Source organism: Roseateles sp., assembly GCF_047654805.1.
Taxonomy (GTDB): domain Bacteria; phylum Pseudomonadota; class Gammaproteobacteria; order Burkholderiales; family Burkholderiaceae_C; genus Pelomonas.
On the sequence record NZ_JASGIV010000001.1, the window covers coordinates 4723205 to 4746032 of the forward strand.

At 70.8% G+C, this 22828-nt stretch carries 22 protein-coding genes; 18 read left to right on the plus strand and 4 right to left on the minus strand.

What is annotated here, in order from left to right; translation table 11 throughout:
* Positions 1-77 precede the first annotated feature (77 nt).
* Entirely contained in the window at positions 78-785 is a 708-nt protein-coding gene (locus QM732_RS21255) for a phosphatase PAP2 family protein (protein ID WP_415658083.1), read from the minus strand.
* Positions 786-923: 138 nt separating this feature from the next.
* On the opposite strand from QM732_RS21255, the gene QM732_RS21260 reads away from it, so the two are divergent.
* The 5 genes from QM732_RS21260 (at position 924) to QM732_RS21280 (ending at position 6434) form a co-directional block, all read left to right on the plus strand.
* Entirely contained in the window at positions 924-1910 is a 987-nt protein-coding gene (locus tag QM732_RS21260; protein ID WP_415658084.1) for a KpsF/GutQ family sugar-phosphate isomerase, read from the plus strand.
* Complete coding sequence (locus QM732_RS21265; protein WP_415658085.1) at positions 1910-2488, plus strand: KdsC family phosphatase; 579 nt, start codon at positions 1910-1912, stop codon at positions 2486-2488. The genes QM732_RS21260 and QM732_RS21265 overlap by 1 nt, the downstream gene beginning before the upstream one ends.
* Entirely contained in the window at positions 2485-3144 is a 660-nt protein-coding gene (gene lptC, locus QM732_RS21270) for an LPS export ABC transporter periplasmic protein LptC (RefSeq protein WP_415658086.1), read from the plus strand. The genes QM732_RS21265 and lptC overlap by 4 nt, the downstream gene beginning before the upstream one ends.
* Positions 3141-3914, plus strand: a complete 774-nt coding sequence (locus tag QM732_RS21275) for an SDR family oxidoreductase (protein ID WP_415658087.1) — start codon at positions 3141-3143, stop codon at positions 3912-3914. The genes lptC and QM732_RS21275 overlap by 4 nt, the downstream gene beginning before the upstream one ends.
* Positions 3915-4127: 213 nt before the next feature.
* Entirely contained in the window at positions 4128-6434 is a 2307-nt protein-coding gene (locus tag QM732_RS21280) for a carbohydrate binding family 9 domain-containing protein (protein WP_415658088.1), read from the plus strand.
* 87 nt (positions 6435-6521) lie between these two features.
* Here the strand turns inward: QM732_RS21280 and QM732_RS21285 are convergent, their stop codons facing one another.
* A complete protein-coding gene (locus QM732_RS21285) occupies positions 6522-7034 on the minus strand; it encodes an RNA recognition motif domain-containing protein (protein ID WP_415658089.1) in 513 nt (170 codons plus the stop codon).
* 233 nt (positions 7035-7267) lie between these two features.
* On the opposite strand from QM732_RS21285, the gene QM732_RS21290 reads away from it, so the two are divergent.
* The 10 genes from QM732_RS21290 (at position 7268) to QM732_RS21335 (ending at position 18131) form a co-directional block, all read left to right on the plus strand.
* Positions 7268-8167: a hypothetical protein gene (locus tag QM732_RS21290; protein WP_415658090.1), complete on the plus strand. Its 900-nt coding sequence runs from the start codon at positions 7268-7270 to the stop codon at positions 8165-8167.
* Complete coding sequence (locus QM732_RS21295; RefSeq protein ID WP_415658091.1) at positions 8164-8934, plus strand: helical backbone metal receptor; 771 nt, start codon at positions 8164-8166, stop codon at positions 8932-8934. The genes QM732_RS21290 and QM732_RS21295 overlap by 4 nt, the downstream gene beginning before the upstream one ends.
* A 15-nt stretch (positions 8935-8949) precedes the next feature.
* A complete protein-coding gene (locus QM732_RS21300; RefSeq protein WP_415658092.1) occupies positions 8950-9591 on the plus strand; it encodes a MarC family protein in 642 nt (213 codons plus the stop codon).
* A 10-nt stretch (positions 9592-9601) separates the two neighbouring features.
* A complete protein-coding gene (locus tag QM732_RS21305) occupies positions 9602-10630 on the plus strand; it encodes an NAD(P)H-dependent flavin oxidoreductase (RefSeq protein WP_415658093.1) in 1029 nt (342 codons plus the stop codon).
* Positions 10618-11286, plus strand: a complete 669-nt coding sequence (gene creB / locus QM732_RS21310) for a two-component system response regulator CreB (RefSeq protein ID WP_415659426.1) — start codon at positions 10618-10620, stop codon at positions 11284-11286. Before QM732_RS21305 ends, creB begins: the two co-directional genes overlap by 13 nt.
* Positions 11287-11289: 3 nt before the next feature.
* Positions 11290-12714, plus strand: a complete 1425-nt coding sequence (creC, locus tag QM732_RS21315; protein WP_415658094.1) for a two-component system sensor histidine kinase CreC — start codon at positions 11290-11292, stop codon at positions 12712-12714.
* A 59-nt stretch (positions 12715-12773) separates the two neighbouring features.
* The gene (gene creD, locus QM732_RS21320) at positions 12774-14069 is read left to right on the plus strand and encodes a cell envelope integrity protein CreD (RefSeq protein WP_415658095.1); all 1296 of its coding nucleotides are present in this window, start codon (positions 12774-12776) and stop codon (positions 14067-14069) included.
* A gap of 50 nt (positions 14070-14119) precedes the next feature.
* Positions 14120-15769 (plus strand): GMC family oxidoreductase, encoded by a 1650-nt coding sequence (locus tag QM732_RS21325; RefSeq protein ID WP_415658096.1) that lies wholly within the window; start codon positions 14120-14122, stop codon positions 15767-15769.
* A 40-nt stretch (positions 15770-15809) separates the two neighbouring features.
* Positions 15810-16151: a hypothetical protein gene (locus tag QM732_RS21330; protein WP_415658097.1), complete on the plus strand. Its 342-nt coding sequence runs from the start codon at positions 15810-15812 to the stop codon at positions 16149-16151.
* A gap of 69 nt (positions 16152-16220) precedes the next feature.
* Complete coding sequence (locus tag QM732_RS21335) at positions 16221-18131, plus strand: B12-binding domain-containing radical SAM protein (protein WP_415658098.1); 1911 nt, start codon at positions 16221-16223, stop codon at positions 18129-18131.
* Positions 18132-18172: 41 nt separating this feature from the next.
* Here the strand turns inward: QM732_RS21335 and QM732_RS21340 are convergent, their stop codons facing one another.
* Both QM732_RS21340 and QM732_RS21345 read right to left on the minus strand, forming a co-directional pair.
* Positions 18173-19549, minus strand: a complete 1377-nt coding sequence (locus tag QM732_RS21340) for a sensor histidine kinase (protein ID WP_415658099.1) — start codon at positions 19547-19549, stop codon at positions 18173-18175.
* Between the two features lie 177 nt (positions 19550-19726).
* Positions 19727-20395: a response regulator gene (locus QM732_RS21345; protein WP_415658100.1), complete on the minus strand. Its 669-nt coding sequence runs from the start codon at positions 20393-20395 to the stop codon at positions 19727-19729.
* A 118-nt stretch (positions 20396-20513) separates the two neighbouring features.
* On the opposite strand from QM732_RS21345, the gene QM732_RS21350 reads away from it, so the two are divergent.
* The 3 genes from QM732_RS21350 to QM732_RS21360 are packed head-to-tail and all read left to right on the plus strand — an operon-like array spanning position 20514 to position 22826.
* Positions 20514-21356 carry an alpha/beta hydrolase gene (locus QM732_RS21350; protein ID WP_415658101.1) on the plus strand — a complete coding sequence of 281 codons (843 nt, stop codon included), beginning with the start codon at positions 20514-20516 and terminating at the stop codon, positions 21354-21356.
* Positions 21340-21603, plus strand: a complete 264-nt coding sequence (locus tag QM732_RS21355; RefSeq protein ID WP_415658102.1) for an acyl carrier protein — start codon at positions 21340-21342, stop codon at positions 21601-21603. The genes QM732_RS21350 and QM732_RS21355 overlap by 17 nt, the downstream gene beginning before the upstream one ends.
* Positions 21603-22826: a beta-ketoacyl-[acyl-carrier-protein] synthase family protein gene (locus tag QM732_RS21360; protein ID WP_415658103.1), complete on the plus strand. Its 1224-nt coding sequence runs from the start codon at positions 21603-21605 to the stop codon at positions 22824-22826. The genes QM732_RS21355 and QM732_RS21360 overlap by 1 nt, the downstream gene beginning before the upstream one ends.
* Positions 22827-22828: the final 2 nt, after the last annotated feature.

Sequence of the window (22828 nt, forward strand, 5' to 3'; positions counted from 1 at the left end):
CAGTCTAGGCCGACGGCCGATCACCCGTCTCTGTGGAAACCCTTTGCAGCCGCGGCGGGCGCGGCCTTGAGCAAGGCTCAGGCGACGGCGCGCCGCCTGGTGAGCCAGGCGGGCGCGCGCAGGGCAATGAGCGTCACCATCCAGCAGATCCAGGCGGTCCACATCGTATGGCTGGGATAGTGGGCGCCGCGCAGCATCTGGCCGACGCCGTAGACCACCCCCAGGCAGACCACGCCGGCCAGCCACGCGCGCCCCAGGCGCGGGTAGGCGCGGGCCAGCACGCAGCCACCGCTCAGAAAGGCGAAGGCCGCGCTGGCGTGGCCGGACGGGAAGCAATGCCCGCCGCCACCGTCGCGCAGGCCGAACGCCCAGTGCGAGATGTAGTGGGCCGTGCCACCGAACTCGGCGAGGTCCCAGGGGCAGCTCGTCAGGCTGGTGCGCTTGATCAGCGACACCGCGGCCAGACAGAGCAGCGTGACCAGCAGCCAGTCGAGGCGCTCGCGCCGGGTCAGATCGGGCAGCACCTGCCGGGGCCGCAGATTGGCGAGCAGGATGAAGCCAACCGCCAGCCAGGACAGCAGGCGTCCTCCCTGGTGCAGCAACTGCGCCGTGAACCAATGCTCGCGCCAGGCGAAACCCGCCGCGCCGCCGACATGGCGCATGACCCAGAGGTCCAGGCCGCTGGCATCCCAGGCCAGCAAGACTCCCAGGCCCAGCAGCAAGGCCCACACGCCGGCCGGCAGCCGGGCGGCGCGCGCTGGGACGGAGGACAGGCTGATCTGCATGGACGAGATTGTCCGGAGGCGGGTGCCCCGAATCCTTGCACCTGGCTGGCGGCCCCCCCCGTATTCACCCCGATGCGATGGAAGTCACGCCGGGGTAGTCCCGCCAGGGGCGCCCAGGCCTTTGTCTACACTGGCCCCATGAGTTCTCCCGTCTTTGCCGCCGAGCGCGCCATCCGTATCGGCCGCCAGGCGCTCGAGGTCGAGGCCCGCGCCCTCGCCGAGCTGGCACCGCGCCTGGGCGACGCTTTCGTCGACGCCATACAGGCCGTGCTGGCCTGCCGTGGCCGCGTCGCCGTCATGGGCATGGGCAAGAGCGGCCATGTCGGCCGCAAGATCGCCGCCACGCTGGCCTCCACCGGAACGCCGGCCCTCTTCGTCCACCCCGCCGAGGCGGCCCATGGCGACCTGGGCATGGTCACCGGCGGCGATGTCGTGCTGGCCCTGTCCAACTCCGGCGAGAGCGACGAGCTCAACGCCATCCTGCCCGTGCTCAAGCGCCTGGGCGTGCCGGTCATCGCGATGACGGGGCGCGCCGAGTCGAGCCTGGCCGCGCATGCCGACGTCGTGCTGGACAGCGCCGTCGCCGAAGAGGCCTGCCCGCTGCAGCTCGCGCCCACCGCCAGCACCACCGCCCAGATGGCGCTGGGTGACGCGCTGGCCGTGGCCCTGCTGGACGCGCGTGGCTTCAAGGCCGAGGATTTCGCCCGCTCCCACCCTGGAGGGGCGCTGGGCCGCAAGCTGCTGACCCATGTACGCGACCTGATGCGCAGCGGCGAGGCCCTGCCGCGTGTGGCCTCCGACACCGCCTTCACCGACCTGATGCGCGAGATGAGCGCCAAGGGCCTGGGCATGGCGGTCGTCGTCGATGCGCAGGATCGCGTGCAGGGCATCTTCACGGACGGCGACCTGCGCCGCCTCGTCGAGCAGGGGCGGGACCTGCGGGCTCTCACCGCCGCCGAGGTCGCCCACCCCAGGCCGCGCACGGTCGGCGCCGAGGCGCTGGCCGTCGATGCCGCCGACCTGATGGAAGCCGCGCGCATCACCGTGGTCCTCGTCGTCGATCCGGAACGTCATCTCGTCGGCGCGATCAGCATCAACGACCTGATGCGGGCCAAGGTGATCTGATGGCGGCCCTGAGCTTCCCCCCCGAGCTGCTGGTCAAGGCCCAGGGCACGGGACTTTCCATCAAGCTCGCCATCTTCGACGTCGACGGCGTGCTGACGGACGGCCGCATCTACATCGGCGAGCGCGGCGAAGAGTTCAAGGCCTTCAGCACGCTGGACGGCCATGGCCTGAAGTCGCTGCAGCAGGCGGGCATCACACCGGTGATCATCACCGGCCGCGACAGCCCCGCCGTGCGCCGCCGCGTCGCCGACCTGGGCCTGGCCCACGCCGTCTATGGCGCCGGCGACAAGCTGGCCGCCGCCGAGCCGCTGCTGGCCCGGCTGGGCGCGAGCTGGGGCGAAGTCGCCGTAATGGGCGACGACTGGCCCGACCTGCCACTGATGACGCGCGCCGGCTTCGCCTGTGCCCCACCCGGCGCCCACGCCGAGGTGCTGGCCGTCGCCCACCACGTCACCCGCGCGGCCGGCGGCCACGGCGCGGCGCGCGAGTACTGCGACGTCCTGCTGATGGCCGGTGGCCACTACGAGCGCCTGCTGAACGCGCACCACGCCACGCTGGACGGCACTGCCCCGAAATGACGCCCGCGGCCCTCCCCCTTGCCACGCCGCGGCCCGCCAAGCCCCGGCCCTGGCTGTGGCGCGTCCAGAGCCTGCTGTCCAACTACCTGCCACTGCTGCTGATGGCCCTGCTGGCCAGCGGTACCTGGTGGCTGGTGAAGAACACGCCGCTGATCGACGCCCCGGGAGAGCTGGCCCCGCCGCGCCACATCCCCGACTACCGCATGGAGAACTTCGAGATCCAGCGCATCGGTGCCGATGGCCGGCTGAATGTGCAGATCGCCGGCGCGGAGCTGCGCCATTACCCGGACACCGACACCATCGAGATCGACCAGGCCCGCGTGCGAGCCATCGCGCCGGACGGCAGCCTGGCCATCGCCGAGGCCAAGCGCGCAGTCAGCAACGGCGACGGCAGCGACATGCAGCTGCTCGGCGACGTGCGCCTGCGTCGCCTGCCGTCAGGCGCGGGCGAGAACGCGCCGGCCCAGCTGGAGGTGCGCGGCGAGTTCCTGCAGGTGCTTGCTAACAGCGAGATCCTGCGCTCGCACCTGCCCGTCACCATCCGCCAGGGCAGCTCAACAGTGAACGCACAGAACTTCGAGTACCGGCACCTGACAGGCCGGGTCAGCTTCACGGGCCGGGCCCAGGGGCAGATCGCGTCGCGCGACGGTCGATGAGCGAGCTGGTCTTCATCACCGGCGCATCCAGCGGCATCGGCCAGGCCCTGGCGCTGCGCTACTACCGCGACGGCGCCCGTCTCGCGCTGGTGGCCCGGCGCACAGCCGAAGTCCAGCGCTGGGCCGCAGAACAGAAGCTCGACGCCGCCCGCTTCCAGGTCTACGGCGCCGACGTCGCCGACCTCGAAGCCATGGGCCGCATCGGCCGCGAGTGCATCGCGGCCCAGGGCCTGCCCGACGTCGTCATCGCCAACGCAGGCATCAGCATCGGCATGGACACGGCCCACTTCGACGACCTCGAGGTGATGCGCCGCACCTTCGCGACCAACAACGTCGGCCTGGCCGCCACATTCCACCCCTTCGTGGCTGCGATGAACGAGCGCCGCTCGGGCACGCTGGTAGGTGTGGCCAGCGTCGCTGCCATCCGCGGCCTTCCCGGGCATGGTGCCTACTGCGCGAGCAAGGCGGGCGTGGTGGCCTACTGCGAAAGCCTGCGCGGGGAGTGCCGGCCTTTCGGCGTGCGCGTCGTGACCCTGCTGCCGGGCTATATCGACACGCCGCTGACGCGCGGCAACCGCTACTCCATGCCCTTCCTGATGGGGGTGGACGAGTTCGCCGACCAGGCCGTGCGCAGCATCCGCGCCCAGGTCAGCTACCGCGTCATCCCCTGGCAGATGGGCGTGCTGGCCAAGATCCTGCGCCTGCTGCCCAACTGGCTCTACGACCGCGCGCTGGGCAGCCGGCCGCGCAAGAAGCGCGCAAGCGAGTAGCCAAGGCGCGCGCGCCATGGCTACACTGCGCGCCTTCGAACCGAGAGCTGCACCGACGCAGCCAAGGAGGACATCATGGCCAAGGTGCTTCACCCCTGCTGAGCCCGCGCGCTGCCGTCTAGTGCAGCGCCGCCCGCCGGCCGTGCCCCGCGCACGCCCCACCTGATTCCCGCGGCTGCCGCCCGACCGCGCAGCCGTTCTCGGACGACTTCCATGACCTTCCGTCTCTTCGGCCCGGGCCTGCTTGCCCTGGCCCTGCCGGCCTGGGGCAACGCCCCCGAGCTGCAATACCCCACCGCACTGCGCCTGACCGCCGGTGAGGCCACGCCCGTCATCGACGGCCGCCTGGACGACGCCGCCTGGCGGCGAGCACCGGTCTACGAGCGCTTCGCGCAGTTCCTGCCCGCAGACAAGCAGCCCGCGCGCTGGCGCACGACGGTGCAGGTGCTGGTCACCGACGACGCCCTCGTCTTCGGCATCCGCGCCTGGGACCCCGAGCCCGGCCGCATCCGTGCACCGCTGGCCCGGCGCGACCAGGTCAAGGCCGACCAGGACTTCATCTCCATCCTCATCGACCCCGTGGGGCACCGCCGCACCGCGCAGTACGTGCGCGTCAGCGCAGCCGGTGCGGTCGAGGACGGCCTGTTCTCCGCCGAGGAGGACAGCGAGGACTCGGCCCCCGACTTCGACGTGGACGCTGCGACCGCGCTGCTGCCCGACGGCTACAGCATCGAGCTGCGCTGGCCGCTGGCGGCACTGCGGTTTGCGCACGAGGACGGCCTGCCCTGGCGCGTCATGGTCTCCCGCAACATCCCGCGCGAGGAGCGCACCCTCGACGTCAGCGCCCCCGCGCTGACCAAGGACGCGCTGAGCTTCATCGCCGAGCTGCAGCCGCTGGACGGGCTGGGCGACCTGGCCCTGCAGGTGCGCGAGCGCAGCTTCATCGGCTTCCGGCCGGAACTGACGCTGCGCGGCACGCGCGACTCCAGCGAGGCGGATGGCGTGCGGCGTGCCCGCAAGGCGTCACTGGGTGCGGAGTTCAAGTGGCGGCCGCGGGCAGACTGGGTGCTGGACGTGACGCTGAATCCCGACTTCTCGCAGGTCGAGCTCGACGCGCCGCAGCTGGCCGGCAACACGCGCTTCGCGCTCAGCGTGCCCGAGAAGCGGCCCTTCTTCCTGGAGAGCGCCGACGTCGTCGGCCCGACCCAGGCCGACGAGTCCGGCGAGAACCGCAGCCTCGCGGCCTTCTACACACGCGCCGTCACCGACCCCGACTGGGGCCTGCGCGCCACCTGGCGCGGCGCCGGCGCCGAAGCCACTGCCCTGCATCTGCGCGACGCCGGCGGCGGCCCGGTGCTGCGCGCCGGCGCCTTCGCCACGCGCAGCGGCGTGCAGCCTGGCGGCTCGCAGGCCAGCTTCGCACGCGGGCGCATGCAGTTGGGCAGTCAGGGGCAGTTCGGCCTCGCGGGCCTCGTGTCGCTGCGCGACTTCGGGCATGGCCTCGAGACCCAGGTCGTGGGCAGCGACGGCGTCTGGCGGGTCGGCGACAGCGACCAGATGCGCGGCCATGTCCTGGTGTCCGGCACGACGCTGGGCCTGGATGAGGCGGGCCGCACCCTGCGTGTGACGCGCGAGCGCGGCCACCGCGCCTGGCTGGGCTGGCGCCACCGCGACGGCGACTGGGTGGCCAACGTCAACGTCGAGGAGATCAGCCCGCGCTTCGCCAATGACAACGGCTTCGTCAGCCAGAGCGGCATCCGCCGGGCCTCGGCCTTCGGCTACCTGCGCCTGGGCCCGCGCGAGCTGGCAGGCGTGGACATGCATGAGAGCGAGGTCCAGCTCAAGCTGCAGGAGACCCGCACGCTGGCCGATCCGCTGCTGGGCGTCGCGGCCGGGCAGGTGGTGGAACGCCTGGTTCAGCCGGGCTTCTGGTTCGCCGCGGCGCGCAACACCGGCGCCTGGGGACATGTCGGCCTGGACAGCCACCGGGCGAAGAGCGGCGGCCGGCTCCACCCCACACGCACGCTGCTGCTGGGCCTGGAGTCCAATCCGGGCGAACTGCTGACCTACATCAGCGCCGAGGTCGAGTGGGGCCGCCGGCTGGATTTCGACGCCGACCGCGTCGGCCTGGGCGCGCAAGGCCAGCTGCAGGCCCAGTTGCGAACGCCGTTACCAGGCGGATGGTGGCTGGAGTACGAACAGCGCTTCGGCCTGGGCTGGGTCGACGGCCCGGACGGCCGCCGCGCCTTCACGGACCGCAGTGCGCAAAGCCTGGTCGTGCTGCATCTGGGTCCGCGCGATTCGCTGCGGCTGATCCGCCAGCAGACGCATTTCAGCCGCCGTGACGACCCGGCCGCGGGCCTGGCCGCACAGAACGACGCAGGGCGGGTGCTGTCGCTGATGTTCCAGCACCGCGTGGGCCTCTCCCGCGTCGTCAGCGTGGGCCTGAACCGGGCCCGCGAGCAGCCGGGCACAGTGCGTGCGGACGAGGTGTTTGCCAAGGCCACGCTGGGCTTCTGAGCCCCGCGCCACGGCCGAGTGGCTTCCGAAAAAAACAAAGCGCCCGAAGGCGCTTTGTTCAGATCACTTGGCGAGGAGGCTGTGAGATCAGTAGCCGCCCGAACGGCCACCGCCGCCGTAGCCGCCGCCACCACCGCCGTAGCCGCCGCCGCCGCCCGAGCGGCCACCGCCGCCGTAGCCACCACCGCCGCCACCGTAGCCGCCGCCGCCCGAACGGCCACCGCCGCCGCCGCCGTAGCCGCCGCCGCCACCGTAGCCGCCGCCGCCCGAACGGCCACCGCCGCCGTAGCCGCCACCACCGTAGCCGCCGCCGCCCGAACGGCCACCGCCGCCGAAGCCGCCCGGACGCTCTTCACGAGGACGCGCTTCGTTGACGACGATGGCGCGGCCTTCCAGGGCCTGGCCGTTCATGCCGTTGATGGCTGCCTGAGCCTCGGCGTCCGAGCCCATTTCCACGAAGCCGAAACCCTTGGAGCGACCGGTTTCACGATCCATCATGACCTTTGCGGAGGTCACGGTCCCGAACTGACCGAATGCTTCTTGCAGCGATTCGTCACGCACGCTGTAGGCAAGGTTGCCCACGTAAAGCTTGTTTCCCATGGGGAAGCCCTTCTCTTCTCAAAATCAAAAAACCATGTGGAGCTTCAACCCATCGTGAACCATTCAAGCGAAGGTGCGGCGTCCAGACACAGGCAATTGATTATGGTGGCGGGGTGCCGAGATTGCGGGACGGCACTCTGGCAAGTGTTGTTTTTACGATCTAGCACAAACCCTGGAGATTCCCGGGCGTCACGGCGCCGTCATCGATACCATCGCCGCCCGACCGTGAAGTCATGACGCCAATCCTGCTCCCTGCCCTCTCCCGCGTGCTCGCCAGCGTCGACGCGCTGCGCAACTTGCGCGCCCTCTACGCCCTGCTGGCCGGGTTCTGCTTCGCCGGCCTGCTGCTGGCCATGGCCCAGTCCGCCCTGGTGCGCGAGCAAGGCCTGCTGAGCGCGCTTTGGATGGGCCTGGCCCTGGCTGTCGCCTTTTTCGGGGTCAATGCCACGGGACTGATGCTGATGGACCAGGCCCGCGGCCTGCCGGTGCGCGACCCCCAGGACGCGCTCTCGGACGCCTTGCGCAGCGCCCACCGCGTGCTGCTGGCCCTGCTGGCCTGCCTGGCCCTGGCGGCGCTGGCCGCCGCCGCGCTGGCGGGCATGCTGTGGGCGACGCGCGCGCCCCTTATTGGTGCGCCGCTGCTGGCCGTCGTGCTGCCACTGGGTGTGCTGGTGCTGGGCGGTATCGCCTTCGTGCTGGCCGTCCTCGTCGGGCCGCTGGCCGGGCCGGCGGTCTGGGCCGGCCAGCGCAGCAGCGGCGTGCTCGCCTTCCTGCGCGGGCGCCTGCGCCACGGCCTGCCCGAGACAGCCCTGCTGATGGCCACCGTCTACCTGCTGACGGCCCTGGCCACGGCCGGCGTCAGCTTCGTCGTCGTCAGCGGGAGCCGGCTGGTGGCTGGACTGGCCATCCTGGGTGCCGGCGTGGAGCTGCCCGCCGCACAGCTGCTGGCCGGTGTCATGGGCCTGGGACCGCGCGGCTTTGGTGCCACCGGCATGCCGCTGCATGGCGGATCACTGGGCCTGGCCGCACTGATAGGCGGAGGCGTCGTCTTCGCCATCGCGCTGGTGCTGCCGACCCTGGTCTGGCTGCGCGGCTGCTGCGCGGTCTACCTGGCGCTGACGGAAGAGGAATGAGGCCCCGCATCGCCAGCCTGGTGCCCAGCGCGACCGAGACGCTGGTGGCCCTGGGACTGGGGCCCTGCCTGGTCGCCCGCACGGGTTTCTGCATCCACCCGGCAGGAGCGGTCGCGGGCGTGCCCAAGGTGGGCGGCACCAAGGACGTGAATCTTGCCAAGCTCAGGGCACTTGCGCCCACGCACGTCGTCGTTAACGTCGACGAGAACCGCCGCGAGACGGCCAAGGCGCTGCGCGGCTTCGTACCGCACGTCATCGTGACCCATCCCTGCCGGCCGCAGGACAACCTGGCGCTGTTCGAGCAGCTGCGCACGGCCTTCGCCGATGAGCCGGGCGTCAATGAGCGGGCCCAAGTCCTGGCCGCCGAGTTCGGCGCCGCCCTGGCGCGCTGCCGCGACCGGGCACGGCCGCAGGAGAACGTGCTCTACCTGATCTGGCGCCAACCCTGGATGACGGTGGCCCGCGATACCTACATCTCGACCCTGCTGGCCGAGGGCGGCTGGCTCACCTGGCCTGACGCGCGGGGCGGCGCGCAGGGCGCCGACCGCTACCCGGCGCTGCGCGGTGACGAAGCCTGGCTGGGTGACATCAGCCGCGTGCTGCTGAGCTCAGAGCCCTACCGCTTCGGTGCCGAGCATCTGGCCGAGGCCCAGGCCCTGTGCCCGCGGGCGCGCGTGCAACTGGTGGACGGCGAACTGCTGAGCTGGTGGGGTTCGCGCGGCGCCGCGGGGCTGGACTATCTGCGAGCGCTGAGCCACGGCGCCTGACCCACAATCGCCGCCATGGACATCTACAAGCCTCTCGTTGCGCTGCTGGCCATCGTCAATCCGGTCGGCGTGGTGCCCTTCTTCATCCACTTCACGTCTGCCTTCACGCGCCAGCAGCGGCGCCGCACCATCCTCGTCAGCGCCTGCACGGCCGGCATCGTCATCGCGCTCTCGGCCCTGTTCGGGCTGAAGATCATCGAGTTCTTCAACATCTCCCTGGCCAGCTTCCAGGTCGGCGGCGGCTGCCTGCTCCTGATCAGCTCGCTGCAGATGCTCAACGCCAAGCCGGCCGAGGCGCGCAAGGAGGACGTGACCGAGGGCTCCAGCAAGGCGGACGCGGGCGCCAGCATCGCCGTCGTGCCGCTGGCCATCCCGCTGCTGACCGGCCCGGCCACCATCTCGACGATGGTGATCTACGCCGACAAGACCCGCCACTGGTGGGAGCTGGCGGTACTGTGCGGGTACGGCCTGGTCGTCGGCCTGGTCACCTTCCTCACGTTCTCGGCCAGCAGCAAGATCGCCAAGGTGCTGGGCCAGACAGGCATCAACATCATGACCCGGCTGATGGGCCTCATCCTCGCCGCGCTGGCCGTGGAGCTGCTCTCCGACGGCCTCATCAAGCTCTTCCCCGTGCTGGCCGCACGCTCCATCAGCTGAGGAGCCCGCCATGGCCCGCGTCTTCGACCTGCCCCCCATCTGGATGGCGCCCATGGCCGGCGAGGCCGCCAGCGCCGACCTGGTCGCCGCCGTCAGCGCGGGCGGCGGCTTCGGGCAGCTGGGCGCGGCCTATCTGGCACCTTCACGCATCGCCGAGATCGCCGCCGACATCCGCGCCCGCACCGACCGGCCCTTCGGCATCAACCTGTTCTGCCCGCAGCCCTGGCAGCGCGACGACTCGGCGCTGGGCGCCTACCTCGCCCGCCTGGCCGCCTGGCATGCCGAGCTGGGCCTGCCGGCGCCGACCCGGCCCGAGCGCTGCGAGGAGGATTTCGAGGCCCAACTGGCAGCCACCGTCGCCGCCAGGCCGGCCGTCATCAGCTTCGTCATGGGCGACCCCGGTGCGACGCGGGTCGCGGCGCTGAAGGCGCAGGGCTTCACCGTGGTTGGCACGGCCACGCAGGCCGCCGAAGGGCGGCTGCTGCAGGCCAGCGGCGTCGATGCCGTCGTCGCCCAGGGCTATGAGGCCGGCGGCCACCGCGGGGGCTTCCTCGGCACGCCGGAAGGCGCGCTGATCGGCACGCTGGCCCTGGTGCCGCAGCTGGTCGACGCGCTGGACGTGCCAGTGCTGGCCGCTGGCGGCATCGCGGACGCACGCGGCGTCACGGCCGCCCAGGCGCTCGGAGCCAGCGGCGTCACCGTCGGCACGGCCTTCTTGCTCGTCGACGAATGCCCGCTGTCGCCCGCCTACCGCGCGGCGCTGCTGGCGGCGCAGGACGCCGACTCGACACTGACGCGCGCCTTCTCCGGCCGCCTTGCGCGCGGCCTCGAAAACCGCGTCACGCGCGAGCTGGACGGCGTGCCCCTGCCCGACTTCCCCCAACCCAATGCCGCCAGCCGGGCCATGCGCCAGGCCGCGGCAAAAGCCGGCCGACCGGACTTCATCAGCCTGTGGGCCGGCCAGGCCCTGCCGCTGAACCGCGCACCGGGCTCGGCGGCGCAGCTGGTGCGCGCATTGACCCAAGGCTGGCGCGCTTGATCCTGCTGCTGGAAGACGATCCCGCCATCGCGGACACAGTGGTGTTCGCGTTGCGGCGCGAGGGCTTCGCGGTCGAACACCGCGCCTGGCTGTCGGAGGCTCGCGAGCTGCTGCGCGCGGCACCGCCGCCGGAGCTGCTCATCCTCGACATCGGGCTGCCCGACGGGCACGGTCTGGACCTGTGCCGCGAGTTGCGCGGCGGACCGCTCTCCCGGCTGCCCGTCATCGTCCTCAGCGCGCGCAGCGACGAGATGGATCGCGTCCTCGGCCTGGAGTTGGGCGCCGACGATTACCTCGCCAAGCCCTTCAGCCCGCGTGAGCTGGTGGCCCGCGTACGCGCGCTACTGCGTCGCGCCCAGGTGACTCCTGCGGCGCCGGCGGGCTTCAGGGTTGATGGCGCGCGCGTGAGCCTGGACGGTGTGCCGCTGCACCTCACCAAGCTGGAGCTGGGGCTGCTGACGCATTTGCTGCGCGCACCGCAGCGCATCCACAGCCGCGACGCGCTGCTGGACGCCGTCTGGGGCAGCAACGCCGAAAGCACGGACCGCACCGTGGACACCCACATCAAGACGCTGCGCGCGAAGCTTCGCGAGGCCGCGCCAGCGCGCGACCCGATCAAGACGCACCGCGGCCTGGGCTACTCGCTGGAGCCCTGACCGATGAGACTCGGGCTCAGGGTCTTCTTCGGCTTCTTCCTCATTGCCGGCCTCAGCGCCGTGCTCCTGCTCAAGGTCTTCCTTGCCGAGGTCAAACCCAGCGTGCGCGAGGTCATGGAAGACCTGATGGTGGACACGGCCCACCTGCTGGCCGAGGCGGCCGCGGACGAGATGGCCGCCGGCGGCGCCAGGCACGACGGGCCGCTCGCCGCCCAGCTGCGGCGCTACTCCCGGCGCGACGTGGACGTGATGATCTGGGGCCTGCGCAAGCAGAGCCTGGACCTGCGCATCTACGTGACGGACGCAGCCGGCCGCGTCGTGCTGGACTCCGGCCAGCCCTCGGCCGTCGGGCAGGACTACTCGCAATGGCGCGACGTGGCGCTGACGCTGCGTGGCGACTACGGCGCGCGCTCCTCGCGTGACTATCTGGCCGACGATCGCAGCACCGTGCTCGTCGTCGCCGCGCCGGTGCTCAAGGACGGCCACACCCTGGGCGTCGTCAGCGTCGCCAAGCCGGTGGCCAGCGTGCAGCGCTTCATCGACCGTGCCGAACGGCGCGTGTTCTGGGCAGGCGCCGCGCTGCTGGCGGCCAGCCTCTTCATCGGCGTCGCCGTGACGCTGTGGCTGGTGGCCTCGGTGCGGCGGCTGCGCCGCTACGCCCAGCAAGCCCAGGCCGGCCAGGCCATCACGCCGCCGGCCATGCCCGGCGAGCTGGGTGATCTGGCGCACGCGATGGACGACATGCGTCGTCGGCTCGAAGGCCGCGAGCAGCTGGAACACGACGTGCGCGCGCTGACGCACGAGCTCAAGAGCCCGCTGGCCGCGCTGCGCGCCAGCGGCGAGCTGCTGCAGGACGAACTCCCCACCGCCGACCGCCAGCGCTTCGCCGCCCAGGTGCTGGACCAGACGGCGCGGCTGCAGACGCTGGTGGAGCGGGTGCTGGCGCTGTCGCAGCTGGAGGCGCAGGTGGGCCTGGGCGAGCACCAGAGGGTCATGCTGGCCGACTGGGCCGAGGTCCAGCTGCAGCGCCAGGCCCCGCGGCTGGAGCAGAAGGGCCTTCGCGTCGTCTGGACGGTTCGCGATGAGGTGGCGGTGGATGCCGACCCGGCTCTGCTGGAGCTGGCCTTCGGCAACATGCTCGTCAACGCCATCGACTTCGCACCTGCCGGATCGACACTGGAACTCGCCGTCGGCACGACGCCCACCACCGCCCGCCTGAGCCTGCGCGATCACGGCCCCGGCGTGCCTGCGGCCGGCTTCGCCCAACTGGGCAAGCGCTTCTTCTCCACGGCGCGGCCGGGCAGCCTCGTCAAGGGCTCCGGGCTGGGCCTGGCCATCACCCGGCGCGTGGCCGAGCTGCATGGCGGGCGGCTGGCGTTCGAGGTGGCACAGCCGGGGCTGAAGGTGACGCTGATCCTGCCGCGCTGACTTCACCGTCGCTTCACACACTTCGTCGTCTCCTCACCGCCGCTGGCGATGCTGGCGGCATGAAGCTCAACCCCACCTTTGCCAAGCTGGCCATCCTGGCCATCGTCACCCTGCTGCTGTGCATCGTGCTCGGCCAGATCGGCGGACTCGCACGAGAACGCCAAGCCCACCAGCGCGAGGCCGCGCGCGGTGTCGAGGAGTCGCTGGCCGGCCCGCAGACACTGCTGGGCCCGCTGCTGATGCGCGACTGCAAGGAGACCTGGGCGGCCTACAAAGATGGCGTTCAGAGCCGCAGCTTCACGCTGCGGCTGCCGCCCTCGCAGCTGCAGGTCAGCGGCGGCCTCAGCCCCGAGCCACGCTACCGCGGCCTGTTCAAGGTCAACACCTACGCCAGCAAGCTGGCCATCTCCGCGCGCTGGGACACCCTGCCTTCGCTGACCCCCCCGCCCGAAAACACCGGCGGCCAGGTCGAATGCGGCGACTTGATCGTGATGTTCTCGGCCAGCGACGCCCGCGGCCTGCGCAACGTCGAGCTCAAGCGCGACAACATGGCCCTGATCGTCCGGCCCGGCACGACCAGCGCCGACTACCCCAGCGGCCTGCACGCCCGGCTGCAGCCGCCGCTTCCGGGTGAACCGCTGGCCGTGACTCTCGGCATCGACCTGGTCGGCACGGGCGGCCTGGCGGTCGTGCCGGCGGCGGGCAACACCTCGGTGAGGCTGGAGTCCAGCTGGCGCCATCCGAGCTTCGGCGGACGATTCCTGCCCGCCGAGCGGCAGGTGGGCGTCAGCGGCTTCCTCGCGCGCTGGCAGGTCAGCGAGCTTTCCAGCAGCGCCGCGGCCGACGTGGCTGCGGGCCGCAAGAACCTCGACGCGCTGGCCGTCGAGCTCATCGACCCCGTGAATCCCTATGTCATGAGCGACCGCGCCATCAAGTACGGCCTCATCTTCATCGCACTGACCTTCATCACCGTCGGCCTGACCGAGCTGCTCACCGGCCGGCGCGTGCACCCGGTGCAGTACCTGCTCGTCGGCATGGCGCTCAGCCTCTTCTTCCTGCTGCTCCTCAGCCTGTCGGAGCACCTGCCCTTCGTGAAGGCCTACCTGATCGCGGCCGGCGCGGCGGCCCTGGTGCTGACGCAGTACGCAGCGGCCATGCTGGGCGGCTGGCGGCGCGGCGCGGCCTTCGGCGGCGGCATCGCGCTGCTGTACGGCGCCCTCTACGTGCTGCTGAGCCGCGAGCAGACAGCCCTGGTCATCGGCGCCGTGCTGCTGTTCGCCGTCCTTGCGGCCGTGATGACGCTCACGCGCAAGCTCGACTGGTATCGACTGGGCGGCACGGCGGACGAGGCGTGATTTACGCTAGGGGCTGCATCCCTCCCCAGCACGCCCCGTTAGCGCTCCTCATGTCCCAACAAGGTTTCGACTACATCATCGTGGGTGCCGGCACCGCCGGCTGCCTGCTGGCGAACCGCCTCAGCGCGATGCGCGGCAAGCGCGTGCTGCTCATCGAGGCCGGTGGCAAGGACGACTATCACTGGATCCACATCCCCGTCGGCTACCTCTACTGCATCGGCAACCCGCGCACCGACTGGTGCTTCAACACCGAGGCCGAGACCGGGCTGAACGGTCGCAGCCTGCGCTACCCGCGCGGCAAGGTGCTGGGCGGAAGTTCCAGCATCAACGGCATGATCTACATGCGCGGCCAGAGCCGCGACTACGAGCACTGGGCAGACGTCACGGGCGACGACACATGGCGCTGGGAGCGCGTGCTGCGTGCCTTCCGCCGCCATGAGAACCACTGGCGCCTCGACAACCCCAAGACGGCGCCCGAGGGCTTCGCCGCCATGCACGGCCACAAAGGCGAATGGCGCGTCGAGCAGCAACGGCTGCGCTGGCCCATCCTCGACGCGTTCGCGGCGGCCGCAACCCAGGCCGGGATCCCGGCCACGAGCGACTTCAACGCCGGCAACAACGAGGGCGTGGGCTATTTCGAGGTCAACCAGAAGAAGGGCCTGCGCTGGAACACGGCCAAGGCCTTCCTGCGGCCGACCGCGCTGGGCCGGCCCAACTTCGAACTGTGGACGGGTGCGCAGGTGCGCAGGCTGCGCCTGCTGCGCGACGACGCGGGCATACGCTGCTGCGGCGTCGAGGTGCTGACGCCGCACGGCGTCGAGCAGCCCTGGCTGAACGTCGGCGGCGAGGTCATCCTCGCGGCCGGCGCCATCGGCTCGCCGCAGATCCTGCAGCTATCGGGCCTGGGCCCGGGTGGGCTGCTGCAGGGCCTGGGAATCACCGTTGAGCAGGACCTGCAAGGTGTCGGCATGAATCTGCAGGACCATCTGCAGATCCGTGCGGTCTACAAGGTCCATGGCGCCAGGACGCTGAACACCCGCTCGGCCTCGATGCTCGGCAAGGCCATGATCGGCCTGGAGTACGCGCTGCGACGCAGCGGTCCGATGAGCATGGCGCCATCGCAGCTTGGCGCCTTCACGCGCAGCAGCCCCACCAAGATCTGGCCCGACCTGGAGTACCACGTGCAGCCGCTGTCGCTGGACGCCTTCGGCGAACCGCTGCACAGCTTCAACGCCTTCACGGCCAGCGTGTGCAATCTCAACCCGACCAGCCGCGGTACGGTGCACGTCACATCGCCGGACGCCACCGTCGCCCCCGCCATCCGGCCCAATTACCTGTCCACCGAGGCGGACCGCCAGGTCGCCGCCGACAGCCTGAAGCTGACGCGGCAGATCGTGTCTCAGCCTGCGCTGGCTGCCTTCAAGCCGGAGGAATACAAGCCGGGGCCGCAGTTCCAGACCGACGAGGAACTGGCGCGCCTGGCTGGCGACATCGCGACGACCATCTTCCATCCGGTGGGCACCTGCAAGATGGGCTGCAACGACGATCCCGGCGCGGTGGTCGACTCGCGGTTGCGCGTGCGAGGCGTGGCCGGGTTGCGTGTGGCGGACGCCAGCGTGATGCCGACGATCACAAGCGGGAACACGAATTCGCCGACGCTGATGATTGCCGAGAAGCTGGCGGGATGGCTGGCGGGGTAGCCCAGTAGCAATTACGCGGCTTCACCAGGTTCGGACAACCATGTCTGCGACGATCGCGACGCGGCTCGCTACCCGCTTGTTCCCGCATCGATGGTGGCTGCTGGCGGTGTCGCTGCTTGCTCTGCTGACGTGGATGTGCACCGGTGGGGTGGCCGTGATTGCCGCACTCGCAGGGCCGGTCATCTTCGTCCCCTGGGCACTGCTCTGTACCTGCATCTGGTTGCATCCGGAACACGGCGCCCTGCAACCAGGCAGCCGATTCGTCGGCAGGCTGCCAGATGTCGTCCAGCGCCTCGTGCGCTGGTACGCGTCACTCTTTCTGGCGTTGTTCATCTTCGTAGGCCTCATCCTCTGGCCTGTGCTTTTCCTGGTCTGGCCTTGAGTCGCCCCGCGGCCGCAGCGCGCCTCGCCGGCCGGCATGGCGGCCGCGTGCAGAACGACAATCCGGACCATGCAGTCCCCGTCCCCCCGTGTGCTTGCCGTCATCCCCCCGATGACGCAGCTGAACACGCCCTATCCGTCCACCGCCTACCTGACCGGCTTCCTGCGCTCGCGGCAGATCGACGCGCATCAGGTGGATCTGGCGTTGGCGCTGGTGCTGGAGCTGTTCTCGCCGGCCGGCCTTACCCAGATCCGTGAGGCCGTCCAGACCCTGCCGCATGCCCGGCAGACGCCGCAGACCGCCTGGTTCGATGGCGAGTTCCCGGCGATTGCCGCCGCCACGCCGCGCGTGCTGCGCTTCCTGCAAGGCAGCGACCCAACACTTGCCCACCGCATCAACACGCGGACCTTCTTGCCGGAAGGCGCGCGTTTCGCGTCGCTGGAGAACTACATCGGCGAAGAGGGTGAAGACCCGCTCGCCTGGGCCTTCGGCGCCCTGGGCCTGCAGGACCGCGCGCGGCACCTGGCCACGCTGTTCCTGAATGACCTCGCCGATGTGCTGCGCGACGCCGTCGACGCGCGCTTCGAGTTCGTCCGCTATGCCGAGTCCCTGGCCGCGGCCCAGGCCCATTTCGACCCGCTGGCCGAGGCACTCGCGGCCCCACCCAATCTCGTCGATGCGACGCTGCAACGCCTCACGCTGGCTGCGCTGGAGCAGCACAGCCCGGACGTCGTGCTGCTGTCCGTGCCCTTCCCCGGATCGGTTTACGCAGCCCTGCGCATCGCGCAGGCCATCAAGGCCACGCGCCCCGGGGTCGTCTGCGTGCTGGGCGGCGGGTACGTGAACACCGAGCTGCGCGAGCTGGCCGAGCCGCGGCTGTTCGACTTCGTCGACTACGTGACGCTGGATGCCGGCGAGCGCCCGCTGCTGGCGCTGCTGGAACACGTTTCGGCCAAGCGCTCCAAGACTCGGCTGGTGCGCACGTTCTGGCGCGACGGCGCCGAGGTCAGGTACACCAACTTCGTCGAGCCCGACGTGCCGTTCGACGACGTCGGCACGCCCACCTGGGACGGCCTGCCGCTGGAGCGCTACCTGTCGCTGCTGGACATGCTCAACCCCATGAACCGGCTGTGGAGCGACGGGCGCTGGAACAAGCTGACAGTGGCCCACGGCTGCTACTGGAAGAAGTGCAGCTTCTGCGACGTCAGCCTGGACTACATCTCGCGCTACGAGGCGGCCTCGGCCGAGGTGCTGGTGGACCGCATCGAGGCAATCGTCCGCGAGACGGGCCAGACGGGCTTTCATTTCGTCGACGAAGCCGCACCGCCCAAGGCGCTCAAGGCTCTGGCCGAGGAGCTGATCCGCCGCGGTGTGGCCATCAGCTGGTGGGGCAATATCCGCTTCGAGAAGACCTTCACGCCCGAGCTGTGCCAGCTGCTGGCCGACAGCGGCTGCATCGCGATCTCGGGCGGGCTGGAGGTGGCCTCGGACCGACTCTTGAAACTGATGAAGAAGGGCGTCAGCGTGGAGCAGGTCGCCCGCGTGACCAAGGCTTTTGCCGACGCCGGCGTGCTGGTGCATGCCTACCTGATGTACGGCTTCCCGACGCAGACGACGCAGGACACCGTCGACGCGCTGGAGTACGTGCGCCAGCTGTTCGAGAACGGCTGCATCCACAGCGGCTTCTTCCATCGCTTCGCCTGCACGGTGCATTCGCCGGTCGGCCTGAACCCGGCGGAGTACGGCGTGACCCTGCAGCCGTTGCCACCCGACGGCCGCTTCGCGAAGAACGACATCGCCTTCATCGATCCCACGCCCACCGACCACGATGGACTCGGCCAGGGGTTGAAGAAAGGCCTCTACAACTTCATGCACGGCATCGGCATCGAGCAAGACATCCGCGCCTGGTTCCCGGTGCGCGTCCCCAAGACGACGGTGCCGCGCCGCTTCGTCGAGCGCGCGCTCGGCGCGCACGCCTGAGGCTCTCCACCCGCCTCGGCAGGCCGGACGGAGAGTGCGGTTCAGGACCGCAGCGGTGGCAGGCTGATCCTCGCCCTCAGGCCCCGGCCGGCATTGGCATCCAGCAGCTCGAGCAGGCCGCCATGGCGGATGGCGATGTCGGCCGCGATGGCCAGGCCCAGGCCGCTGCCGGAGCCGCTGGCGCTGCTGCCGCGCCGAAAGCGCTGCATGGCAGCCGGGCGCTCCGCCGCCGGGATGCCAGGGCCGTTGTCCTCCACCTCCAGCCAGGGGCCCTCCAGGCTGCTGCCGCACCGCACGGTAATGCGCGCGCCCGGGCCGGCATAGCTAACGGCGTTGTGGATGAGGTTCTCCAGCGCCTCGCGAAGCAAGAAGGCGTGACCCAGGGCCGGCGCCTCCTCCAGCTCGAAGCCGAGGTCGACGCCACTGGGCAGCGTGCGGTGGGCCCAGTCCTGGCCGCTCTCGGTCGCGATGTCGCGCAGGTCGATACGCTGGCCGACGTTGACCGTGCGGTCCTCGGCTCGCGCCAGGGACAGCAGCTGCTGCGCCAGCCGCGCGCTGCGCATGACCCGCTGGCGCAGCCGTTCCAGCATCGGGTCCAGGCGCTGGTCGTGCGGCTCCAGCATGGCGAGCTCGATCTCGGTCTGCAACGAGGTCAGCGGGGTGCGCAGCTGGTGGGCGGCGTCGGCGAGGAACTCGCGCTGCGCGCCGGCCGCACGGTCCAGGCGTTCGAACAGGCGGTTGAAAGCGGCCTGCAGCGGCACGAGTTCGCGCGGAAGTGGCGCCTCCAGCGGCGTGAGGCGGTGCAGGTCGCGACGCTCCAGTTCGGCGCTCAGGCCGGTCAGCGGCGCCAGGCCCTGACGGATGGCCCACCAGCTGGCCAGGGCCAGCAGCAGCACCAGCCCCAGGCCACTGAGCGCGACGAGGCTGGCAATCTGTTGCTGCAGTGCATCACGCTTGTGCAGCGTCTCGGCCACCATCACCTGGCAGGCACCGGTGCCGCAGTCACGCCCCAGCTGTACCACGCGCAGTTCGCGGTCGCGCAGCCTGACGTCGCCGTAGAAAGCCTGGCCGGGCTCCTGCATGGGCGTCAGGGGCTGCACCTCCGAGAGGCCGGCATCGCCCTGCATCACCTCTCCGCTCGGTGCCAGCACGAGATAGAAGACATCGTCCTGGCGGTCGAAGCGCAACGCACGGTCCATGGTGGCGCTGATGTCGATGCGCGGCTCGGCGCTGCGCAGGTCGATCTGGCCGGCCAGCGTCAACGCCGTGTCTTCCAGTCCTTCATCCAGCCAGCCCTGCGCGCTGCGCTGCACCTGCTCGTACAGCGCCATGCCCAGCAGCGGCAGCGCCACCAGCAGGGGCAGCATCAGCCAGCCGAACAGCCTCCGCTGCAGGCTGGAGCGCGAACCTTCAGCCAAGGTCAGCTATCCGCTGCGCGCTCGCGGCATCCGCGGCCCGCCCCGCGCAAGCCACGCCGAAGCCTGCGCCCCGAGGCGGTGCGCAGGCCGTTCGAACCGGCACAGGCCGCCATCCCCGTGAGGGACAGACCGGAGCCGCCTGCGTTCAGCGGGCGGAACTGAGCGAGTAGCTGCACTTCAGACGATTTCCTCGAGCAGGTAGCCCAGGCCGCGCACGGTGCGCAGCTGCACACCGCCCGGCTCGATCTTGGCGCGCAGGCGCGACAGGCACACCTCGATGGCGTTGTCGCTGACGCCCTGGTCCCACGCATTGCTGGCCAGCGCGATGTGCTCCTTGGGCACGACCTTGCCGGCCCGAGCCATCAGGAAGCCAAGTACGTCCCACTCGCGGGCGGACAGCGCCAGCGGCTCGTTGTCGATGTAGGCGCGGCGCGCCTCCTGATCGATGCGCAGCCGGGCAAGCTGCAGCTGATTGCTGGTACGCGCCTGGCTGCGCCGCACCAGCGCGCGGGCGCGGGCGACGAGCTCGGTCAGCGCGAAAGGCTTGACGAGGTAGTCGTCCGCCCCGCCCTCCAGCCCTCGCACCCGGTCCTCGACGGCGTCGCGTGCCGTCAGCAGCAGTACCGGCACGGCGATGCCCTCGCTGCGCACGCGGCGCAGCGTCTCGAAGCCATCGATGCCGGCCAGGCCGATATCGAGGATGAGGATGTCGTAGGCGTCCTCACGCAACGAGCGCGGCACGGGCTCACCTCGGGCGGTGCAGTCCACGACCCAGCCCTGGGAGCGCAGTGCGCGGGCGGTGGTTTCGACGAGATGTTCGTCGTCTTCGACGAGCAGGATGCGCATGGTGGTGAAGTATGGCCTGAGAGCGCCCGGCGTGCTGACGCCGGGCTGTCGCACGAGGAAAGCTCGCGGCAAGGCGGGTGTCAAGACGGTGACGGCGGCGGTCCGGACACTGGCCGCCATGAAATCTTCCATCGAGCGCCGGCCTGCGGTGCTGTTGTTTCATGGCCTGTGCGCCAATCCGCTGGAGCTGGCGCCGGTGGCCAAATCCCTGCGCGACGTCGGTTATGCGGTCGATGTGCCCGCCATGGCCGGATATGGCGTCAGCAGCGCCACCGGCGAACAACTGCCGGTACCTCCCTTCGAGCAATGGCTGGCGGAGGCCGAGGCCCGGTTCGATCACCTGGCCGCCGAGCATGGCCGCGTCGCCGTAGGCGGCCTGTGCATGGGCGCCGTGCTGGCATTGGCGCTGGCCGCACGCCGGCCGGCGGCAGCCCTGGTGCTGATCTCGACGACGCTGCATTTCGACGGCTGGAACGTCTCGCCCTGGCGGCGCCTGCTGCCGCTGGCCTACCTGCCGGTCCTGCGCCGCCGCATGAGCTTCAAGGAGACGACGCCCTTCGGCCTGAAGAACGAACGCCTGCGCGCCTGGGTAGAGCAGGCGATGGCGTCCGATCACGTCTCGGCGGTCGGCGCTGCTCGGCTGTCCGCCGCATCGCTGTACGAAGCCTCACGGCTGATCCGCCACGTCCGCGCCCGGCTCGACGGCCTGGTCGCACCGGCCGTCGTGCTGCATGCCAGCGAGGACGACGTGGCCGGCCCGCGCAGCGTGCGCGAGCTGCAGAGCCGCCTTGGCTCACAGCCCGAGGTGCACTGGTTCCATGACAGCTATCACATGCTGACCCTGGACAACGAACGCACCGCCGTCGCGCGCACGGTGCGCGACTTCCTGCTGAGCCGGCATCCGCTGGCCCTCCTCGCTCCCCTCACCACCGGAACCCGCCAACATGAACAGCACGCTTGAAGAACTCTGCATCCTCGCCCAACGCGAACTCGGCGCCGAGGCGCTGAACGGCAAGGTCGAGACGCCCTTCGCCGAGCTTGGCCTCGACTCCCTGGGCCTGGTGGACTTCATGTTCACCGTAGAGGACCATTTCCACGTCAGCATCGAGCACGACCGCGCGCTGCAGAATCCCACGCTGGCCGGCCTGGCCACCCTCGTCGACGAGCTGGTCGCGGCCAAGGCGCAGCCGCTCGCCGCGGCAGCCTGATGGCCCAGGTCTGGGTCACGGGGCTGGGCGCCGTCAGCGCGCTGGGCGTCGGTGCCCAGGCGCTGGCCGACGCGCTGCTGGCTGGCCACTCCGGCGTCACGGCCCACGCGGGCAGCGAGGTGCACGGCCTCAAGCCTTTTGCAGCCGCTGCCGTGACCGCGCCGCTGTCGCCCGGCATGCCGCCGGCCCAGCGCAATCTCTACGATCGCCATAGCCTGATGGCGCTGGAGGCCGCCACCGAGGCCTGGGCGCAGGCAGGGCTGCCGGCGGCAGCACCCGAGCCGGACCGCGCCGCGGTGGCCTGGGGCACTGGCCTGGGCGGCTCCGTGTCCATGGAAGCGTCCTACGAGCAGATGTTCACGGCCCGGCCACCGCGCGTACACCCCTACACGGTAGTGCGAGTGATGGCCAACTCGGCCGCCTCCCACCTTGCGATGCGCCACCAGCTGCGCGCGGCCCAATTGGCCGTATCCAATGCCTGCGCGTCATCGGCGCAGGCTATCGGCGAAGCGCTGTGGCTGTTGCGCAACGGACGCGCAGACGTCGCGCTGGTGGGCGGCTCCGAGGCGATGCTGCATGTCGGCAGTGCCCTGGGCTGGCAGGCCATGGGCGTCATGGCGCCGCTGGACGCCGACCAGCCAGCGCAGAGTTGCCGCCCCTTCGACGACGCGCGCAAGGGCCTGGTGCTTGGAGAGGGTGCTGCAGCCCTCGTCCTCGAGACCGAGGCCCATGCACGTGCACGCGGTGCCACGCCGCTGGCCGTGCTGGCCGGCTATGGACACAGCGTGGACGCGGTGCACCTGTCGCGGCCCGATGCCGCCGGGCAGGCTCGCGCGATGGGCGCGGCGCTGCGCGACGCCGGCCTCGCGCCGGCCGACATCGGCTACATCAACGCCCACGGCACGGCCACGGAGGTGGGCGACGCCGTCGAGGCTGAGTCCGTGACGACAGTCTTCGGCCGGCGCGCCGTGCCGCTGTCCGCCACCAAGGCACTGCACGGCCACCTGATAGGTGCCGGCGGCGCGCTGGAACTGGTGGCCACGGTGCAGGCGCTGCGCCGCCAGACGCTGCCGCCCAGCGCCCATGTGCGCGCCAGCGCGCTGGCCGAGCAGGTCGACATCATCACCGGCGAGGCGCGCGCCGCGACGCTGCGCGCGGCGATGTCCAACTCCTTCGCCTTCGGTGGCAGCAATGTCGCGCTGATCGTCACCACCGCAGGCTGAAA

What these genes read in the sequence shown, in the direction of transcription:
- QM732_RS21255 (WP_415658083.1), bottom strand. Translation starts at nt 785, where the DNA reads ATGCAGATCAGCCTGTCCTCCGTCCCAGCGCGCGCCGCCCGGCTGCCG.
- QM732_RS21260 (WP_415658084.1), top strand. Translation starts at nt 924, where the DNA reads ATGAGTTCTCCCGTCTTTGCCGCCGAGCGCGCCATCCGTATCGGCCGC.
- QM732_RS21265 (WP_415658085.1), top strand. Translation starts at nt 1,910, where the DNA reads ATGGCGGCCCTGAGCTTCCCCCCCGAGCTGCTGGTCAAGGCCCAGGGC.
- lptC (WP_415658086.1), top strand. Translation starts at nt 2,485, where the DNA reads ATGACGCCCGCGGCCCTCCCCCTTGCCACGCCGCGGCCCGCCAAGCCC.
- QM732_RS21275 (WP_415658087.1), top strand. Translation starts at nt 3,141, where the DNA reads ATGAGCGAGCTGGTCTTCATCACCGGCGCATCCAGCGGCATCGGCCAG.
- QM732_RS21280 (WP_415658088.1), top strand. Translation starts at nt 4,128, where the DNA reads ATGACCTTCCGTCTCTTCGGCCCGGGCCTGCTTGCCCTGGCCCTGCCG.
- QM732_RS21285 (WP_415658089.1), bottom strand. Translation starts at nt 7,034, where the DNA reads ATGGGAAACAAGCTTTACGTGGGCAACCTTGCCTACAGCGTGCGTGAC.
- QM732_RS21290 (WP_415658090.1), top strand. Translation starts at nt 7,268, where the DNA reads ATGACGCCAATCCTGCTCCCTGCCCTCTCCCGCGTGCTCGCCAGCGTC.
- QM732_RS21295 (WP_415658091.1), top strand. Translation starts at nt 8,164, where the DNA reads ATGAGGCCCCGCATCGCCAGCCTGGTGCCCAGCGCGACCGAGACGCTG.
- QM732_RS21300 (WP_415658092.1), top strand. Translation starts at nt 8,950, where the DNA reads ATGGACATCTACAAGCCTCTCGTTGCGCTGCTGGCCATCGTCAATCCG.
- QM732_RS21305 (WP_415658093.1), top strand. Translation starts at nt 9,602, where the DNA reads ATGGCCCGCGTCTTCGACCTGCCCCCCATCTGGATGGCGCCCATGGCC.
- creC (WP_415658094.1), top strand. Translation starts at nt 11,290, where the DNA reads ATGAGACTCGGGCTCAGGGTCTTCTTCGGCTTCTTCCTCATTGCCGGC.
- creD (WP_415658095.1), top strand. Translation starts at nt 12,774, where the DNA reads ATGAAGCTCAACCCCACCTTTGCCAAGCTGGCCATCCTGGCCATCGTC.
- QM732_RS21325 (WP_415658096.1), top strand. Translation starts at nt 14,120, where the DNA reads ATGTCCCAACAAGGTTTCGACTACATCATCGTGGGTGCCGGCACCGCC.
- QM732_RS21330 (WP_415658097.1), top strand. Translation starts at nt 15,810, where the DNA reads ATGTCTGCGACGATCGCGACGCGGCTCGCTACCCGCTTGTTCCCGCAT.
- QM732_RS21335 (WP_415658098.1), top strand. Translation starts at nt 16,221, where the DNA reads ATGCAGTCCCCGTCCCCCCGTGTGCTTGCCGTCATCCCCCCGATGACG.
- QM732_RS21345 (WP_415658100.1), bottom strand. Translation starts at nt 20,395, where the DNA reads ATGCGCATCCTGCTCGTCGAAGACGACGAACATCTCGTCGAAACCACC.
- QM732_RS21350 (WP_415658101.1), top strand. Translation starts at nt 20,514, where the DNA reads ATGAAATCTTCCATCGAGCGCCGGCCTGCGGTGCTGTTGTTTCATGGC.
- QM732_RS21355 (WP_415658102.1), top strand. Translation starts at nt 21,340, where the DNA reads ATGAACAGCACGCTTGAAGAACTCTGCATCCTCGCCCAACGCGAACTC.
- QM732_RS21360 (WP_415658103.1), top strand. Translation starts at nt 21,603, where the DNA reads ATGGCCCAGGTCTGGGTCACGGGGCTGGGCGCCGTCAGCGCGCTGGGC.